This window comes from Paenibacillus sp. UMB7766-LJ446, from assembly GCF_030226665.1.
Lineage (GTDB): Bacteria > Bacillota > Bacilli > Paenibacillales > Paenibacillaceae > Paenibacillus > Paenibacillus vandeheii.
In genome coordinates this window covers 88,274-105,071 of sequence record NZ_JASOYM010000014.1, presented here as the reverse complement: position 1 = coordinate 105,071, position 16,798 = coordinate 88,274, and the positions used below count along the sequence as shown (strand labels likewise).

Here is a 16,798-nt window from a genome sequence, read left to right as displayed (position 1 = left end):
TTCATTTTCATTGTATCACAGCCTGTTGTCACGCCATACATCCAGATTCCACTAAATTCACTCCCATTCCAACATATCGTTTGTACACAAATAACCACTACTCTGAAAAGCAGTGGCCCATTATTGATAGTTATTTTCCTTGTTAACATCCTTGGTTTACAGTCTTTGACGACTTTTCCATTCCCGATAACGTTCAGTAATCATCGGCTCAATGATGTGATAGTTCTCCATGGAATCTTGCACATGGTAGATTGTTGGCAATCCAGCTGCCAATACGTTAGTAAAATCAACAGCCGTGTATAGGTCTTTATGGATATCTAAGTATTCACACGTAAAGGTATCCGCTTCCTCCGACAGTTCCTTCGAGCTGAGCACACCATCCCAGTTCTTGCGATAGAACTGAGCACCTGTCATTTCATTCCGTTTCACAAGATCGATATCTGATGCATCGTTTATAGCACTTCGTTTGCCAATCATATCGTTTTTGATTAACCACGTGATGAACATGCCCGTTGGAACATAGGCTTGAGTGCTGTCCAGTTCTTTTGGAAAGTCTCCCTCATAATGCCACTTCGCTTTGTCGTACACATATATTTCTTTTTCCGGGATCTGAAACAAGACGTCTATCTGCGTCTCCACAAAACCTTTAATTCTCAGTTCATTAGCTAGTTCATTCAGTCGATCAACGGTATCCTGCTTGGTAGGATAGGGTTCGTATGTCGGATTCATCGTCTTCTTATCAGGATATAATCGGCCTTTAATGATATTAAGAATGCATACCTCTGTTGCTTCCGTAATGATGAAATGTCGATAATCCGTAAACTTCTTTCCTGGTTTGATCAATACAAGCTCGATCTTTTCCATCTTCTCACCTCACTAATAATGCTAACAATTCCACATATGTCGGGTGATTAGCATCCACCTCTATGATATCAAAATTTTGAAAGACTAACATGAGTTACTCTATACAACTCATTCTAATGCGAGATTTATCCATTACGATTTGAGAAGAGCCACAACGTTGAGCAAGAAAGTACGATATATTGGGACAAAACCGCTGTATAAAAAAATAGAGATGCCTCGCAGGTCCATTGCTGGCGCTACGAGTCATCCCTTTTAGTTCAAGATGCTGCTATTCGAAATTTAGTTTTCCCAGTACTGCTTGGCAATCTTTTGGCCTTGATCGATCTTTGCCCATTGTTCGGCTTCGCTTAGTTCGTTACCACCATCGCAGGATGCAAAACCGCATTGATGGGACAATAACAGGCGATCCTTATCGATGATTTTGGATGCTTCGTCCAACAAACGTACGACACGTGCTTCATCATCAAGTGTACTTGTTTTGGACGATAACAAACCGAGTACAATCTCCGTTTCCGGTCTGTCCTTGAAAACTTCCAATGCTTCGATAGAACCCGCGCGATCATCATCCCATTCCAGGAAGAAGCGATCATATTTCAACTGCTTCAGAAACAGATTAGCGATTTTCGCGTAAGATCCGCCGCCCATGTTGCGGGAATCATAGTTTCCGCGGCAATTGTGTGTCCACATTTTTAAGCCCAGGCTATGACCGATGTCAATCACAGTATTGTTAATATCAATAAATTCTGTAGCGAGACCTTGTACTTCTTCTTGATTAATATGCTCCCCTGTAAATGGAGAGTTCGGGTTGTCGTCTGCAAAAAGCTCCCACAGGCAATCATCAAATTGCAGGATTTTACCGCCTACCGCAGCGAATTCTTCCACAAATTCCTTATATGCCTTCACAAGACCCGCTTTGAGATCCTGAATGTTCTGATAAACAGCATCCGTGCCGCCAATATTATCCGACCAGGAAAGTTCACCGAAGATATGGGATGGTGATGGTACGCAAAGTTTCGTTTGCTGGTCACCAGCCGTGTCTTGCAACTGTTTGAACAGTTGAATGAAATGATGATTCTTTCCGCTCAGTTCGCCCGTAATACGCAAGCCGATATCTTTGCGTGTTTCATATTTTGAAGATCCATCCACATCACGGAAAAAATAGCCATGGTCTGCAATATAACGCTCAACTCCACCAAAGCCCCACACAAAATCCAGATGCCACATCGATTTGGAGAACTCGCCATCTGTAATGATCGACAGGTCATGCTCGATCTCCTTCTTCACAACCTGTTGGATTGCCTCCGTCTCGCATTTCTCATAACCTTCGAAGCTTTCATAGAATGGATATTGGATATCATCACGATGTTCAATTTGCGTTTTATATGTCAGCAGCTCATCGGGCCGCAACAAACTCCCTACGATCTGGAACTTATCAGTCATGTAAAAAACCCCCTCGTTGTATACGATTATCATATCACGCCAAGCGAGGTTAGAAGAGATACTTAAAAACCATAACTAGTTATAGCTAGAAGCTATAACTAGAATGACTGCTAAGATTACTTTTGATACTGAATGTTTCCAAAAGAAAAAACACAGCCAAGTCGGCCATGTTTTCCAAAAATATTATCGACTGTCCATTTAATTTCCGTGTTCATCTACCTCAACATGACCATTAATTCCAAATTTATGAATATAACCCATATTAATATTGATGACTTTAAACCCTTCTTTCGCCATGCCGATACTCATTTGACGAAAGTATTCCGGCTTATCTCCCCAGATATGGGCTACCATCGGCTGTTCAATGTAACACCTTAATTCTTACCGCCATAGCCCTTATAAGTAGCGTAAACTGCATTTGCATATTGATCTGCCAGAATAGGACGGCCATAAGAATCCGTAGCTCCCGGATACCAGTTATCTCCACCGTTGTAGTGTAATAATCCGTTGTAGATATTTCCAAACTTCGTAATCTTCTCATTTAAAATCAATGCGCCCAGATATACCTGATCTTGTTCACTGCTATGATTATACGCACGGCCAAATTTTGAGCTGAATTGAGATAAATACGCATTGCGTGTGTTTGGTTCTACCTGCATCAATCCGTCGCCGGCCGATGGACTACCTGGTAAACCTGCTCCAAAGCTGCTTTCCTTTTTGATAACAGCACTTAGCAGTAAAGCAAAATCTCCGCCTTTCCCATAGGTATTGTCCGCATTGATGACATATGTCCAGATATGGCTTGGAACCTCGGCAGGCTTTGTTACTGTAGGAGATGTTGAACCCGTATAAATCTTGACCGATGACATTTTGTCATTGATCGTGTTGCCAACCCAGGAAGAATCTGAAGTAAAGGTCCACTTTGTTCCTCCAAAATTATCATTCTCATATACTTCAACCGTCCAACCGCTTGGAACCTTAAGAGACGACATCCAGTCATTCGGAATTCCGTTTGTGTTCAACTGAGACAGTGTATAATTGCCTATCCCGAGTGTCACTGCTTTTCCTCCATAGTTTATATCTGCATAGAATGTTACTCCGTTCGTTGTCGGTGGTGTGGTTGGTGGCGTAGTTCCGCCACTACCGTCTTTCTGCCATAAAGCAGGAACATTGGACGGTTCCCAACCTACGAGAGAAGTATGTGCCTGAAGACAGGTATAAGTGCTTCCACTATAGGTTACTGTGTCATTTACTGCATATGTGGTATTTGGAGCCCATGCTCCTCTAGCGGCTGCGTTTACTGACGGTAGGGCTACACAGAATGTGGATAGAAATACTGCTAAAACTACCAAAAGTGATAAGGGATTAAAAGGAAACCTTTTATTAATCATTTTCAAACCTCCTTGTTTTTTATTTATCTGTAGCGCTCCCGTGAGACATGCCACAGATTTTGAATGTACTATTATCTTATTTTATTTCCATTTTCTAAATTAATTCCACAATTTTTTTAATCAGATTATTACAATTCAAACAATACAACGGTAGGAGGATATGAAGATCGGGACCAAAAAGGTAATTAAAGTCGTGCTAAAAACAGAAGAAAGACTATGGACTTGAGATGATATAATCGATATCTTTGTTCGAGAGAAATCCAGCAAGTTTTTCCGCTTGTTCAGCACCAATCGCACTTAATTGAGCGTCAGGAGCTTGCCCGTCTGCTTTACAATGTCGAACAACATAAATATTTTTCATTCGTCGGTCCTCCCTATAAGCCAATGTTGCTTTTTAGACCTTTGTAGCTTCCTGACTCAGGAAAGCCTTTTTGAACAATCGCCATAAAATTCTCTGAGAATCCATAAGCTGCAAGTTTTTGGATCGGAACCATCTCCATACCACTTATAATCAAACTCGTTCGATGGGAAGCGTATTTCCCCACCTATGTTTTCGAGTAGGAACGTTATGTGTATTAGTGAAGGCGAAGCATCCGGTTTATCGCATATGTATAATAACTTAGAAACTTTAGTGTTAAGTCCTGTCTCTTCTTCGTTTTCTCTTGCAATTGGCCAAGGCTGTCTTCGCCAACTCTAACGAAGTCTGATTCTGATTGATAACGGACTGAGCCGGTGCTGAAACCGTTGTTTTACCTTGGGCAATGCTCTGCCTAGGGGCGATACCCCTCTTTCTATTATCTATTTTATCGCCTTATGCATTGCCGCGACACCACCACTATAGCTTTTTACATCTACTTTGGAAAATCCCGCTTCCAAAAACATTTGTTTCAGTGCATTTTTATTGGGAAAATGACGGGCTGATTCTTGTAACCATGAGTATTCATCATAACTTTTGGCAATAAACTTTCCAAGCAAGGGCATGATATAGCGAACATAAAAGAGGGATGCTTGTCTATAACCGATTAATGTGGGTTGGGATGTTTCTAAACAAACGACTTGTCCGCCTGGTTTAGTTACTCGATACATCTCCCGCAGTACGGTGGAATAATCGGGTACATTTCTTAAACCAAAACCAATGGTTACATAATCAAATGAATCATCTTCAAAAGGAAGCTCCATGGCATTTCCCTGGATAAGTGTAAGCTGCTTTAAAGCTTGTTGCTCTTGCTTATCTTGTGCTATTCTGAGCATGTTTTGGCTAAAATCTAATCCAATGACTTCTCCATACGTTCCAACAGCATTTGCTAAAGCAATCGCCCAATCCCCGGTTCCAGTGCACACATCAAGAGCTTTACTACCTACTTTCACATTCATCCGTTTCATAACATCATGGCGCCATGCGATATGTCTCCTGAACGTGATGACCGAGTTCATCGAGTCGTATTGATCCGATATCTTTTCAAATACCTGATGAACTCTTTCCGACTTTGTTTGTTCAGACATGAAATTCCCTCTCTTCCACAAGTGCAATATGATTCTTTCAACGAACATTATTTATTCTCATCACGCACTGCGCCGCAGTTCATAAAAATATTGCACAATCGGATGCTTTAACTTCATCATATCTCCCATGTTTAAAATCCGCTTTTTGCCAACTCGTCTGTCTATCAAAGCTAGAATATTCAATAAGATATCATCGCTCTCTATGCTTTCTTCTATAGAAGTAGATAAGAACTTATTCGCTGTAGCGACAAAATTGGATTTACTTAATGCAGCCTGTTCTGACAAAAGCCCCTTTGAGAGTACGGATACTTTTCTATTTCTTGCAATTACGTTTAGACGATCCTCTGGAACGGTCCCTTTTGTTTCCTTTCTGACGGCTTCCAATTCATCATCGCTGATCGGAATTTCGATATTGGGATCATTCTTAATTTCCAGCTCCGTCTGATACCATCTGATTGAGCTGGTTTTATCACTCATATTGAGTACGTTCTTTTTATCTACCGAAATATAACAAAGCCCTGCTTTATCAGGTGAATAGCGATAACCGGTTGCGCGATATTCAACTCTTCCAGCTAACGTAGGACTGAGAAAACTCTCCAGCTGTTGCTTCAATTTACTCCAGGACATAGATCCTCCTATTTTCAATAAGCCTACCGCTCGAATGGCGGCAGACATCTTAAATTAAACATCTACATGTACCTCTCTAATTCCAATAACGACATTCACCTAAAGTATAACACAGCACCACGAAATGGCCTCTCCTATTGATATAGAAACAGGAATTGGTAACCCAAGGTGCTAATATCAACATAGAGAATAAACAGGGGAATCCCCCCTTAGCTAAGGGGTTAGTCAATTGCAGGAATAGTGCTATTGTCAACATGGCGGAGATCTCCGCGATTCTGCTGAATGCCGGAGCATCGGTCACCCCGGCTATGAACGATGGAACTGCCCCCATTCAGATAACTGCAACCACCTGGTCCAAACAGCACCAAGAGCTTTGGGAATATCTCATCCCGCCTCAGGGCCATGCGCAAACGGTGCAGGGAGAGGTGATCCGCATCACAGGACGCGTCTCTCATGAAGTATTGAATAATGGCGGTGGAAACTGGGATGCTGAGTATCGTAAGACTGGATGCGCTGACTCGGCACCTTGGCAGTGGTGCGCCATTAGCTCCGGTACTTCTCCAAGAGGCAGCAGACTTGGCCGGTAAACTTCGCAATGGATCGGATTATGATGCGCCTGCTAGATTATGCGAGTTGGCGGTGTTATGGGTGCTTGCTAATCCTCAGCCCCTCGCGATGGCACAACTGGAGTATACGCGTTAATGCCCTAGGCCTTTTTCAATAAAATCGCGGGCTTATTCTTTATCTATTGAATTAGAAATAATGCAAAAAAGCTAAACTGCTTTCTCCCAAAATTATTTGGAAGAATTGCTGTTTAGCTTTAATTATATTTCAAACAGTCACATGGATTTCCAGTCTTCCCTCTCCCATTTCGCACATTCCCTTAACAAAGAGATGTTAACTTCCACGTTACTCCGCCTCATCGTGTTCCTTACTTCCAAATTCATCGAGCAAAGCACGCACTTCATTTGTTGATTTCGCGTTCATCAAGCTATTCCTGAGCTCACTTGCTCCTCGAAATCCCCGGACATATATTTTAAAGAAGCGGGCAAGCGGGCTGAACGAACGTGGCTCCTGTCCTGAATATTGATCAAAGAGATCCAAATGCAGCCGTAGCAGATCAAGGAATTCTTCACTAGTGTGTTCCTTCGGCTCTTTCTCAAAAGCAAACGGATTCTGGAAAATACCACGCCCAATCATAATGCCATCCACACCATATTGCTCAACGAGTTTCAAGCCGGTCTGACGGTCAGGAATATCTCCGTTAATCGTGAGAAGTGTATCTGGTGCTATCTCATCACGAAGTTTCTTAATCTCCGGAATCAGTTCCCAGTGAGCGTCTACTTTACTCATTTCCTCTCTCGTCCGCAAGTGAATAGACAGATTCACAATGTCTTGTTGCAAAATATGGTTCAACCAGTCGCGCCATTCGTCCACAGCCGTGAAACCTAGCCTTGTTTTTACACTGACGGGGAGCCCCCCCGCTTTGGCAGCCTGAATGATCTCCGCTGCGATTTCGGGACGACAGATCAGCCCGCTTCCTTTCCCATTCTGTGCTACATTCGCTACAGGACAACCCATATTAATGTCGATGCCTTTAAAGCCTTCTTTCGCCATCCCGATACTCATCTCACGGAAAAATTCAGGCTTGTCTCCCCAGATATGGGCCACAATGGGCTGTTCATCTTCCGTAAAAGTCAAACGCCCGCGCACACTTTTGTTCCCCTCCGGGTGACAATAACTCTCTGTATTCGCAAACTCGGTAAAAAACACATCCGGTCTGCCCGCTTCACTTACGACATGTCGAAATACAACATCCGTTACATCTTCCATGGGTGCAAGTATAAAAAATGGTCGTGGCAAATCACGCCAAAAATTTTCTGTCATATCAAAAACTCCTCTATACCTTCGAGGACAGTCTATGTCCTTATTAATAGTAAAAATCCGAACTCATGCATCTGTATGTTTATCATTTACATTAGCATTAGCAGTTTCGTTGCAATTTACATTTTGATGTCCTTGCTGCTTCTTCACTTGTACCATACAAATGTAACTTCGTTCAAACATCAGTTTATGTTATTGCTTCCAATAAATCTTCGGAATTCACCTTTCCCGATTTTATCACGTATTAGTGTAATTTTCAGCACGAGTTCATCAGTAGAACAATAGAACCACAACTTAACTTTCTCGTTTCGGTCTTCATAATAGAAAACAAGCTTCTTCCATCGTTAACTTTTTGGGCGATTACTCTTGCCGAACTGGAGAAGCTCCTCTAAAATGAAGCTCGGCAGGCTTTAAAACCTGCAAATCGTGATTTGGAGGAGGCCTGAATTAAACATGGAAATTACGCTGGATATTATTAAAGACAAAGTCGAATGCCTGCAGGCTTATGACTTCCGTGAACTGGAACGAGCGATCGAAGAACGAATCGGAATGAACAAAGCGCTTCTGCTCCGGGTGAAGCATGTTCAGCATCAAGTGACTTTCGACCCGCTTCGCAACAAAATGTTATATAGTGCAGTTGTGCATTTTTCCGCAGAGTGATGGACGAGTTTTTAATACTAGCTCCCATTACAAAAGTAGACCCGGTCGTTACGGAATCCATGGGGGAATCCGCCAAAGGTGGTATCTACATTCTCTCCACCGCCGAGCATTAGATATAAAAAAGTAAAACTACCCCCGACTAGATAACATACGAGGGTAGTCTTTTTTATCAGCCGATTTAATTAAACTTTACATTTACATTTCCCAGATCCGGTAGAGAACCACTGCTGCTTCAGCACGCGTCAATGGTTCGGCTGGTGCGATTTTGCCATCTTTGCCGTTGACAATTCCGCTTCCTACAAGGGAAGCTACACTATCCATCGCGTAAGTGGAAATGTTTGCAGCATCGGAATAAGGAGCTAGACTTCCACTGCCGGCAGATTGCTTACCAGCTGCTTTCAGGGCTTTTGCCGTAAGAACCATCATGTCTTGACGAGAAATGCTGCTGTCTGGTTTGAATGTGTTGTCTTCGAATCCAGAGGCAATTCCAAGTTCTTTGGCAATAGCCACGGCCCGTGCATAGTGGGCACTTGGCTGTACATCGCTGAAGGCTGCCGTGTTCGTGCCCAGACCCTTCAACTCAAGTGCTCTGACAAGCAAGGTGATAAAGTCTGCTCTCGTGATAGAAGCTGCAGGAGCGAAGCTGCCATCAGAGATCCCTTTAATAATATCGCGTGCAGCCATCGCTTCGACTGCTTGTTTTGCCCATAGGACCTTTTGCACATCCGCAAAAGACTTGGTTACGTAGGCTACAGCATAGGTGCTGAAATGAGTTGTTTTAAACACCATCGAGCCGGATTTAGCATCATAGCGTCCGCTTGGTACGGCTGTTGCCTGTCCTTGTTTGTCAATGTAAAGAATCACGATCTGATGTCCGTTGACAAGCTCCTGTGCAGCAGGAGTGTACTGAATAGATACCGTTATAGGTACCGCTGGGTTGTTCCAGGCAAGGACACGGTCACCAGCTTTTACGCTTAGATCGATCACCGGACGGCTGCCCACAATAGCGCGAACATCTGCGCTCAGACCATCTGCCGAGACTTTGTTAATCTGAATAGAGACTTGATCGGCTTGTTCCGTAATATTAGAAAGCATGTTGGACGGAATTTGAAGTGTTGCATTCTCCGTCTTAAGTACAAACTCAACATTATTGTTGCTTTGCAGGCTGGAAGTCGGCATCTGCACCACATAGGATTGGGCATTGGCCTGCTGTGGCACTTCGATGGTAACCTGCTTCTTGCCATTTGCACCTGGAGAAGCTTTTTCAATCGCTTTATTAAGGCTATCGCTCGAAACAGTTGCTGTGGCTGTTCCATTTTCGACTTTTATTACCGGTACAATCACTGAGTCGCTGCCTGGAAGCTCTGGTTGAGGCCGCGGCTGCTGAGTAGTCCCGGAGTTCGATCCGCCACTGCCGCCCCCATTGTTCCCCCCGCTATTATTGCCTCCGCCATTGTTTCCGCCTGAAGAAGGTTTCCCAGTAAGCGTCAATTCACCGAATACGGAAGTATCTTGGTAACCTTGACCGGATGGATCGTTCCATGCGTTCACGCTGATTCTGTTGCCGTCTTTGGCATCATTGATCTGCGCATCAAAGCCAATTTTGGCATTGTTTGCAGACTTAACCTTCTTGAACGGAATCTTCATTTCAACGGTGTAGTTGGTACCGGAAACAGAGACTTTGGATTCGAAGCCTGCTGCGATTTCCGCAGGATTAAAGGAAGCGGCGTTCTCGAAGTTCACTCTGTATTGTCCATCATCGTCTTGGAAGGTAGCTGTTTTTCCGTTATTTTCATCGACAAATACTTCGACGGAATCCTGCTCCCATACATTCGGGTTGGACTTGTTCAGTTGATCGTCTCTGACTTGAACCAACACATACAGATTGTCGTCATCCCACAGTGCTTTTGCTGTTCCTGTAGCACCTGACCATGCCATTTGCTTCGTATCCAGTTTCATTTCAGGAGCCTGGCTCCATACACTGTCTACGGAGCCATCAATAGTCGGTGTCCCATAATAAGCGCTTGATTTCTTGTATTCAAGCTCTTCAGGTGGATTTTCCGCCATGTACTTTTCAGGATCAACGACCGCGTAGAACGCCTCTTTTGCTTGAAAATTTTTATCGAACAAGGTTGGATTCTGCTCGGCTCTCCAGCTGGTGCTGTCATTTAATCCCCAGAAGGTGACACGAGAAATATGCTCGCTGTTCTTCTTATAGAGATCCATCAATTGGGCATACAGATAGGCCTGCTGCTTGGCTTCTTTTTCAGTGATTGTAGAATTGGTGCCTGCCATAATGTCCAACTCGGTGACACTGACTTCTATACCCAAAGATATAAAACGCTCGAGCGACATCTTGACATTGTCCAATCTCGTACCCAAATTGTAGTGGGCTTGCATGCCGATGCCGTCAATCAGTTTCTCGCCAGGGTGATTTGCGGCATACTTATCATTGATCTCTTTAACCATGCTGTAGATGGCTGTAGCTTTATTTTGGTTGTCGTCGTTATAGTCATTGTAGTAGAGCTTGATATCCCAACCGTTTTCATCAATGACTTCTTTTGCCGCAAGGAATGCCTCCTCAATAAATTCAGGGCCGATGGCTTGTAACCAGCCTGAATTACGCAATGCATTTTTCCAGTCTTCCGGATTAGGCGGGTTATCGTTCATCGCTTCGTTGACAACATCCCAGGAAATAACTTGGTCACCAAAGTGCTCAACGACCGTTTTAACATGTGTTCTTAGATTGGTCAGAGCATCCTCACGGCTCAATGGTTTACCACTCTCTGCCGTATGAAGCCATGTGGGTGACTGCGCATGCCATACGAGCACGTGACCGTGCAAATCAAGACCTGCACCCTTTACTCTTTGGACAAGAGCATCTTCTGCGGTGAAATCAAATTGTCTGTCCGTGTCATATGCATAATCCGGCTTCATGTCATTTTCAAACGTGACGACATTGTGATGCTTCTTAAGAAGCTTGAGCCGAGTCTCATCAAATGTAGACGGATTAACAATATTCCCAATCAGGAAATCATCCTCATAAATATCCTTGATATTAGGAAGATTTTCTTGAATCGGAGGTGTGGCAGCTACAGGTCCCACATATTTTAGAGCAAAGTCATCCAAGAAAAAGATACGGTTGCCTCCATCGTTGTTTGCTGTTTCAATATAAGCATTGAGTACGCTTGGAGTAGTGGTGAGCGTATACTTACCCGTTAAGTGTACCCATTCCTGATCGGTAACGGTTGCATTTGGTGAAACGTTCGCAAAGCCGCTTTCAGCATATTGAACACTTATACGAAGTGTTGTGGGTTCTTGTCCAGGTGCCATTTTCACCCAAGCAGACAGCTCATATTCGTGATTCTTTGCCATTTTGCCATCAGCATTAACCAAGGCTGCATCATATTGTGCCGTAGTCGTCACAAGCAAGCTTTGTTTGCCGCCAGATGTATGATTATCGTCTTGGGAAAGAGCTACCGTTTCACGGCCGTTCCGTGCTTTGAATCCATCCAGGCCATTCTCAAAATCGGCAGCGATGCCTGTTTTATCTACATTTTCCGGTGCGGTTTGATCAGATGTTACATCGGTGATGATGACTTCATCAATGTAAATATCCGAGGTTAACGTATTGTCCGATGGTTCAACATAGATGATGACCTCATTCGTTTTAGAAGGAACTTCGTAGCCTTTGGTTTCAAATAGCGTCCATTCGGAAGCGGTTACAAGTTTGTTCCCTATAATCCAAGGATACTTCTGACCATCCGACAATATTTCAGAATCTATCTTGGAAGCCAGATGGAACTGGCCTTCACCTGAACCGAGTCTAACCTTGAGGGAAATATCATACTTACGGTCCGATTTCATCTTGCCAGTAAGTTCGAGGGCAGGAACGGCCTTCTCATCGGTCCGGTTGAAGAACTTCAGAGATTTCGTACCTTCGGAGGCTACGTCGTTAACGACCGCAGTCTCCCCGTTCGATCCCCAAGACAGCTTGCCCCAGCCTCCGGTATTTCCATCTTCAAAACTTTGGTTAAGGACTACAGTAGGCTCTGCAGGTGCTTCTGCTTGGGTAATTGTGATATCCCCGATATAGAATGGAACACCTTTTCCGGCATCATCCGATTTGATCCGCAAAACTGTCTTGTCCACACTGGTTACGGAAAGATCGGAGGATAGCGTGATGCCTTGTCCTGCTTTAAAGTCAGCAGAGCTAATTCCAGTGTATCCCTCTGAGCCAGTAACGCCCTTATTAGATACAATCTCCAGGACTGCTTTCCCAGCTACAGGCGGGTTAGAATCCGTATCGACATAAACGGAAGCGGTTACAGAATACTCTTTGCCAACTGACAAACCAAGGTCATCAAAAGCGAGGTCCACGCCATCCCAGTTATTAGATCGGTTACTAACTTTTAGAGCTGCTCCATCATCATTACCTTCAAACGGCTTGCCTGTCGCAGCGCTCAGCTGGGCACCTCCTGATGGAGTTGCCTTGCCTTGACCATTCTGGAATGTTTCTTGATACACCATTTGTGAATTAGATGCCGCTAGATCCGCAGCGCTAACTGTCGGAGCTATCAAGCCGCCCGGAAGAAGCAGAGCCGCTGCGAGTAACCCGGAAACGACCTGCTTAAATGATTTCCTCATTCGAAGCATTCCCCCCACACCAAATTTTTTATAAAACATATAAAGCGCTTACATAATATATTGCAACCAACCTCCTTTCACCCCAGATAATACCACTTCATGAAAGAGAAATCTTACTCCAAATTAAAGGGGAATCTTAGTTTTTTACAGCACTATACCAATTCTGATCATTGTACGGACATGCTCTTCGTTCCGCTGATCAGGCCGCGGCAGATAAATTCGAGAATCTATATAAGTTGAAACGGTGTTCATTACTCGTCACGAAATTGTTATGTTCAATATCATGATAAATCTCTATCAAATACATAAAATCCACAGTCAAGCGTTTCCGTGAATCCGAAGCTTGTTAAACCAGCTTAAGTACTGGATAATACCATTAATATACAGACAGTCACTTTTGAGGACTAAGGGGGAAAGACCTTGCAGAAATTTATATTTAAGAAGGATTATAGAAACAATGAAGCACTTCGAACAAGTTTCTTCGAACTTGCTGCTAACACTTTTGATTTAAAATTTGAAAATTGGTACCAACAAGGGTTTTGGGGAGAACGATACATACCTTTTTCATTTGTAGATGGAGATCAGGTTATTGCCAATGTTTCCGTTAACATCCTTGAATTCATCATTCACGGGGAGAAGAAAAAAGCTATTCAAATCGGCACGGTGATGACACATCCTGATTATCGGGGGAAAGGACTTTCTGCACGTTTAATGAATAAAGTTTTAGAGGAATACGAGAACAAGTACGATTACATGTACCTTTTTGCCAATGAATCGGTGCTTGATTTTTACCCCAAGTTTGGGTTTAAGCCTGTGGAAGAACATCTTTTTTCAATGAATTATTCGGCAAAAAAATCACTGGAGCCTGCGAACATTCAGAAACTCGATGTTACTAACGCGGAGGATTTGCGCCTTATCCATAAATTTGCATCCGAAAGACTACCTGTTTCGCAGCATTTTGCAACTGATCATGCCCAGGGCATATTTATGTTTTACTGCCTGAATGTTTTTAGTGATGATATTTATTATTTGGAAAATGAAAAAGTCATCGTTATTTATAAAAAAGAGAAACATAACATCGACCTCTTCGATTTAGTTAGTTTAAACAAAATCCATATGACAGATATTTTACATCAGATTGCAGATGAGGATACGAAGAAAATAACCTTCCACTTCACGCCAGATGCAACAGATCATATCGTTCTAAAAAGTACAATCATCAATGACGGCTTATTTGTAAAAACCCCCGGCGAAAATATCTACCCTGTGCATGTTAAATACCCGATTACTTCGATAGCTTAATGTTTTATTTAATAATGCCTACCACCAGCCATACTTAAAAAAGATCAAAAAGGAGCAGGATTCCCCTGCTCCTTCGCTATGTGAAACTTCTTTCTCTCATCAATCGTAAATTCACAAGGTATAATGAAGTCAGATGACCGTTCAGCATGATCTTATGACCATCATAATGAAGGAGGGGACATTCGTGGCATTTATCCCGTTAAACTGTCCCAATTGCAACGGAAGAATTGAATACAAAGAGGGTGAAATTTTAAAGTGTCCCTATTGTGAAACAGAGCTTTTATTGAAACAAAATCATGTCTACTATGTGGATCAGACCATTAACCATTACCACGGGACAGTTCCTGAGGCCACGCCGAAGCCGTCCGTCTCCGTCTCTATCCCCCTAAGGCTGGTATTGGTCCTGATGTTAGTCCTAGCTGGCGCCATCGGTACTTATTTTTATTATAGCAACAGCTCCACCTATCCAAAAACAGAAGCCAATCTGCCTGTGCGAAAGATGCCCGAAAGCGAGGTTCTGCTCTCATTTTTGCGAGATATCTTCGATAAAGGGTCCGCCTTGCCCACAGAGGAGGAACTGGCTCGTCTTCGCTATTTAACCGTAGAGCATTCGGAGAATGATCAGTGGAAGTTTACATATAGCCTCTCCGATCCCTTCAGCGATGAACAGGCCGAGAAGATCACTTATGTTACTCAGGACAAGAAACTGAATAGCCAGCGGATTGATCAGCGAGATTTTGAAGCTTTTAAGGGACTGACGGCATTGGACCTGACGAATACCTATGAAATCTCCCAGACCGACCAAACCACTTTGGCCCATATGCCCGGATTAAAAAGTTATGGAGGCGCTTTTAACGAATCCTTTAGTACATTTTCGGGCTACTTTGGCGACAAGTCTAAAATTACGGAAATTTCCACTCAGCTTCGCAGCAATCAGGAATTGGCCCTACTGCTGGAATTTCCTAATCTGAGCTCTTTATCCATTACCTATGTGGATGAGTCCGTAACAGATTTCTTTCTGTTGAATAAACTGCCGCTCAAGTCCCTGTCGCTCACCTTTGTCGATGAACTCGGATGGTTGTCGTCCATGACCGGGCTATCATCCTTGTCCATACAGCACAGTGAAGCCACAGACCTGCAGCCGCTGTACGCCTTAACCCAGCTTCAGGAGCTTCAGTTATCCTATTTATCGAATGTAAAGTCCATCGACTTTGTACAAAATATGCCCGCTCTACAAACGCTAGATATTGAAAATGTAAACTTTTCCAACCTGGAGCACTTAATCGGCAAGGCCTCCATTACTAAACTACGCCTGGCTTCTCTAAGTCAGCTTAGCTCGGTAAAGGCCATAAACAGTCTTCCTTCTCTGCGGGAACTAGCTCTGTCCGGTTACTATGAGAACGCAGAGGCGTTATCTTTACCTAATGTGGGCCGAGTGGAAATTCCAAGCTCCTTTCTCACCGGGCTGAAGGCGCCCGCTACAACCAGCCTGACGCTCCGTGGCGGAAGCGGGGAATTGAACTTGGCTGCGCTGGGGAAATTCCCGAAACTGGAGCAACTCTCCCTCTGGGAGATCAGTGAAATAACCCATCTTGGCGCCCTGGACGGTTTGCCTCGTCTGGAGACTCTGAACATTTACGACTCGTCACTATATAAGGAGAGCGATGCTTTATTTCGTTTGAAGCAGATCAAATCTCTGATGTGCTCCGAGTGTAGGCTGAATTTCGGACAAAAATCGGCCGCAGAGAACGGCGTACTTGAGCATTTGACCTTAGAGCAGCCATATTTCAGCATAAACAACACCTCTGTTACTGAAGTTGACCAAATGATGCCTTACTTTGCCAAAATGTCCGCTCTACGTTCCTTCACTCTGCAAGACAGCAATTTGGCTTCTCTCGAATTTATGAGTAACTGGCAGGCCATAGAAGAGCTTCATCTCGAGAACAATGCCATTTCCAGTATAGAGACCCTAAGCCAGCTGCCTAATCTGCAAAAGGTATATCTATCCGGTAATTCCGTGCAAAACAAGTCCGTAGTTGGTGCGGGCGTGCATGTATATTAATGACCGTATGAAATAACGGATTATTAAACTCCTGTGATTAACAAACTACAGAGGGGCGAAAGCCCCTCTTTAATATTTTCACCAACATCCGATATTCATATCGAATACTGTACTATTTAGGCCGATACCAATTTTGATGAAGCATTTTAATAGTGAACTGATTTCAGGGGTGCTTGAGACATCCGGAATCTAGCGATACTGAGCATACAGGGATGCCACTAAGATAACACCGGGGCTGAAGCGACGTTCAAGCCCTTGGCAATAATTCGCAAGCCCATCCAACTTCTCCTCGTACTGATCCCGCTTGACCTGCGAGCGAGAGACTAACGCGATCTGGAGACCTTCCTATCGTAGACTAGCAAATTCCGCACTGTAATCCACTTCCACTATAAATTGTGTGAGAGCCGATTAGGTTCAA

Annotated in this window: 13 protein-coding genes and 2 pseudogenes; 5 read left to right on the top strand and 10 right to left on the bottom strand. The window is 43.6% G+C overall.

Going from position 1 to position 16,798, the window contains the following annotated elements; genetic code table 11:
* Positions 1–156: 156 nt before the first annotated feature.
* The 8 genes and pseudogenes from QP794_RS27335 to QP794_RS27300 all read right to left on the bottom strand — a co-directional run bounded on the left by QP794_RS27335 (position 157) and on the right by QP794_RS27300 (position 5,825).
* Positions 157–864, bottom strand: coding sequence for a DUF7832 domain-containing protein (locus QP794_RS27335; protein ID WP_285079887.1), 708 nt, complete (start codon positions 862–864; stop codon positions 157–159).
* A 279-nt stretch (positions 865–1,143) separates the two neighbouring features.
* Positions 1,144–2,304, bottom strand: coding sequence for a uroporphyrinogen decarboxylase/cobalamine-independent methonine synthase family protein (locus QP794_RS27330; RefSeq protein ID WP_285079886.1), 1,161 nt, complete (start codon positions 2,302–2,304; stop codon positions 1,144–1,146).
* Positions 2,305–2,559: 255 nt separating this feature from the next.
* A pseudogene (locus QP794_RS27325) lies at positions 2,560–2,667 on the bottom strand (tRNA-dihydrouridine synthase); the annotation flags it as partial.
* Between the two features lie 11 nt (positions 2,668–2,678).
* On the bottom strand, positions 2,679–3,695 hold the full coding sequence (locus QP794_RS27320) for a carbohydrate-binding protein (protein WP_285079885.1): 1,017 nt from the start codon (positions 3,693–3,695) through the stop codon (positions 2,679–2,681).
* Positions 3,696–3,909: 214 nt separating this feature from the next.
* The gene (locus QP794_RS27315) at positions 3,910–4,056 is read right to left on the bottom strand and encodes a histidine phosphatase family protein (RefSeq protein ID WP_143812670.1); all 147 of its coding nucleotides are present in this window, start codon (positions 4,054–4,056) and stop codon (positions 3,910–3,912) included.
* Positions 4,057–4,069: 13 nt separating this feature from the next.
* Positions 4,070–4,358: pseudogene (locus tag QP794_RS27310) on the bottom strand (NUDIX hydrolase); the annotation flags it as partial.
* 135 nt (positions 4,359–4,493) lie between these two features.
* Complete coding sequence (locus QP794_RS27305; protein WP_285079883.1) at positions 4,494–5,198, bottom strand: demethylmenaquinone methyltransferase; 705 nt, start codon at positions 5,196–5,198, stop codon at positions 4,494–4,496.
* Positions 5,199–5,258: 60 nt separating this feature from the next.
* Positions 5,259–5,825, bottom strand: a complete 567-nt coding sequence (locus QP794_RS27300) for an SF0329 family protein (RefSeq protein WP_285079882.1) — start codon at positions 5,823–5,825, stop codon at positions 5,259–5,261.
* Between the two features lie 254 nt (positions 5,826–6,079).
* Here QP794_RS27300 and QP794_RS27295 point away from each other — a divergent pair, with 254 nt between their 5' ends.
* A complete protein-coding gene (locus QP794_RS27295) occupies positions 6,080–6,412 on the top strand; it encodes a hypothetical protein (RefSeq protein WP_285079881.1) in 333 nt (110 codons plus the stop codon).
* Entirely contained in the window at positions 6,402–6,527 is a 126-nt protein-coding gene (locus QP794_RS27290) for a hypothetical protein (RefSeq protein ID WP_285079880.1), read from the top strand. Before QP794_RS27295 ends, QP794_RS27290 begins: the two co-directional genes overlap by 11 nt.
* 207 nt (positions 6,528–6,734) lie before the next feature.
* Here QP794_RS27290 and QP794_RS27285 read toward each other — a convergent pair whose 3' ends face one another.
* Positions 6,735–7,712, bottom strand: a complete 978-nt coding sequence (locus tag QP794_RS27285; protein ID WP_285079879.1) for a tRNA dihydrouridine synthase — start codon at positions 7,710–7,712, stop codon at positions 6,735–6,737.
* A gap of 450 nt (positions 7,713–8,162) precedes the next feature.
* Here QP794_RS27285 and QP794_RS27280 point away from each other — a divergent pair, with 450 nt between their 5' ends.
* The gene (locus QP794_RS27280; RefSeq protein WP_024633494.1) at positions 8,163–8,369 is read left to right on the top strand and encodes a DUF2536 family protein; all 207 of its coding nucleotides are present in this window, start codon (positions 8,163–8,165) and stop codon (positions 8,367–8,369) included.
* Positions 8,370–8,564: 195 nt separating this feature from the next.
* On the opposite strand, the gene QP794_RS27275 is transcribed toward QP794_RS27280, so the two are convergent.
* Positions 8,565–13,016 carry an endo-1,4-beta-xylanase gene (locus tag QP794_RS27275; protein ID WP_285079878.1) on the bottom strand — a complete coding sequence of 1,484 codons (4,452 nt, stop codon included), beginning with the start codon at positions 13,014–13,016 and terminating at the stop codon, positions 8,565–8,567.
* A gap of 420 nt (positions 13,017–13,436) precedes the next feature.
* On the opposite strand from QP794_RS27275, the gene QP794_RS27270 reads away from it, so the two are divergent.
* Both QP794_RS27270 and QP794_RS27265 read left to right on the top strand, forming a co-directional pair.
* Complete coding sequence (locus QP794_RS27270; RefSeq protein WP_285079877.1) at positions 13,437–14,318, top strand: GNAT family N-acetyltransferase; 882 nt, start codon at positions 13,437–13,439, stop codon at positions 14,316–14,318.
* A gap of 184 nt (positions 14,319–14,502) precedes the next feature.
* Positions 14,503–16,380 carry a leucine-rich repeat domain-containing protein gene (locus QP794_RS27265; RefSeq protein WP_285079875.1) on the top strand — a complete coding sequence of 626 codons (1,878 nt, stop codon included), beginning with the start codon at positions 14,503–14,505 and terminating at the stop codon, positions 16,378–16,380.
* Positions 16,381–16,798 lie beyond the last annotated feature (418 nt).

What these genes read in the sequence shown, in the direction of transcription:
- QP794_RS27275 (WP_285079878.1), bottom strand. Translation starts at nt 13,016, where the DNA reads ATGAGGAAATCATTTAAGCAGGTCGTTTCCGGGTTACTCGCAGCGGCT.
- QP794_RS27320 (WP_285079885.1), bottom strand. Translation starts at nt 3,695, where the DNA reads ATGATTAATAAAAGGTTTCCTTTTAATCCCTTATCACTTTTGGTAGTT.
- QP794_RS27335 (WP_285079887.1), bottom strand. Translation starts at nt 864, where the DNA reads ATGGAAAAGATCGAGCTTGTATTGATCAAACCAGGAAAGAAGTTTACG.
- QP794_RS27315 (WP_143812670.1), bottom strand. Translation starts at nt 4,056, where the DNA reads ATGAAAAATATTTATGTTGTTCGACATTGTAAAGCAGACGGGCAAGCT.
- QP794_RS27305 (WP_285079883.1), bottom strand. Translation starts at nt 5,198, where the DNA reads ATGTCTGAACAAACAAAGTCGGAAAGAGTTCATCAGGTATTTGAAAAG.
- QP794_RS27295 (WP_285079881.1), top strand. Translation starts at nt 6,080, where the DNA reads ATGGCGGAGATCTCCGCGATTCTGCTGAATGCCGGAGCATCGGTCACC.
- QP794_RS27330 (WP_285079886.1), bottom strand. Translation starts at nt 2,304, where the DNA reads ATGACTGATAAGTTCCAGATCGTAGGGAGTTTGTTGCGGCCCGATGAG.
- QP794_RS27285 (WP_285079879.1), bottom strand. Translation starts at nt 7,712, where the DNA reads ATGACAGAAAATTTTTGGCGTGATTTGCCACGACCATTTTTTATACTT.
- QP794_RS27280 (WP_024633494.1), top strand. Translation starts at nt 8,163, where the DNA reads ATGGAAATTACGCTGGATATTATTAAAGACAAAGTCGAATGCCTGCAG.
- QP794_RS27300 (WP_285079882.1), bottom strand. Translation starts at nt 5,825, where the DNA reads ATGTCCTGGAGTAAATTGAAGCAACAGCTGGAGAGTTTTCTCAGTCCT.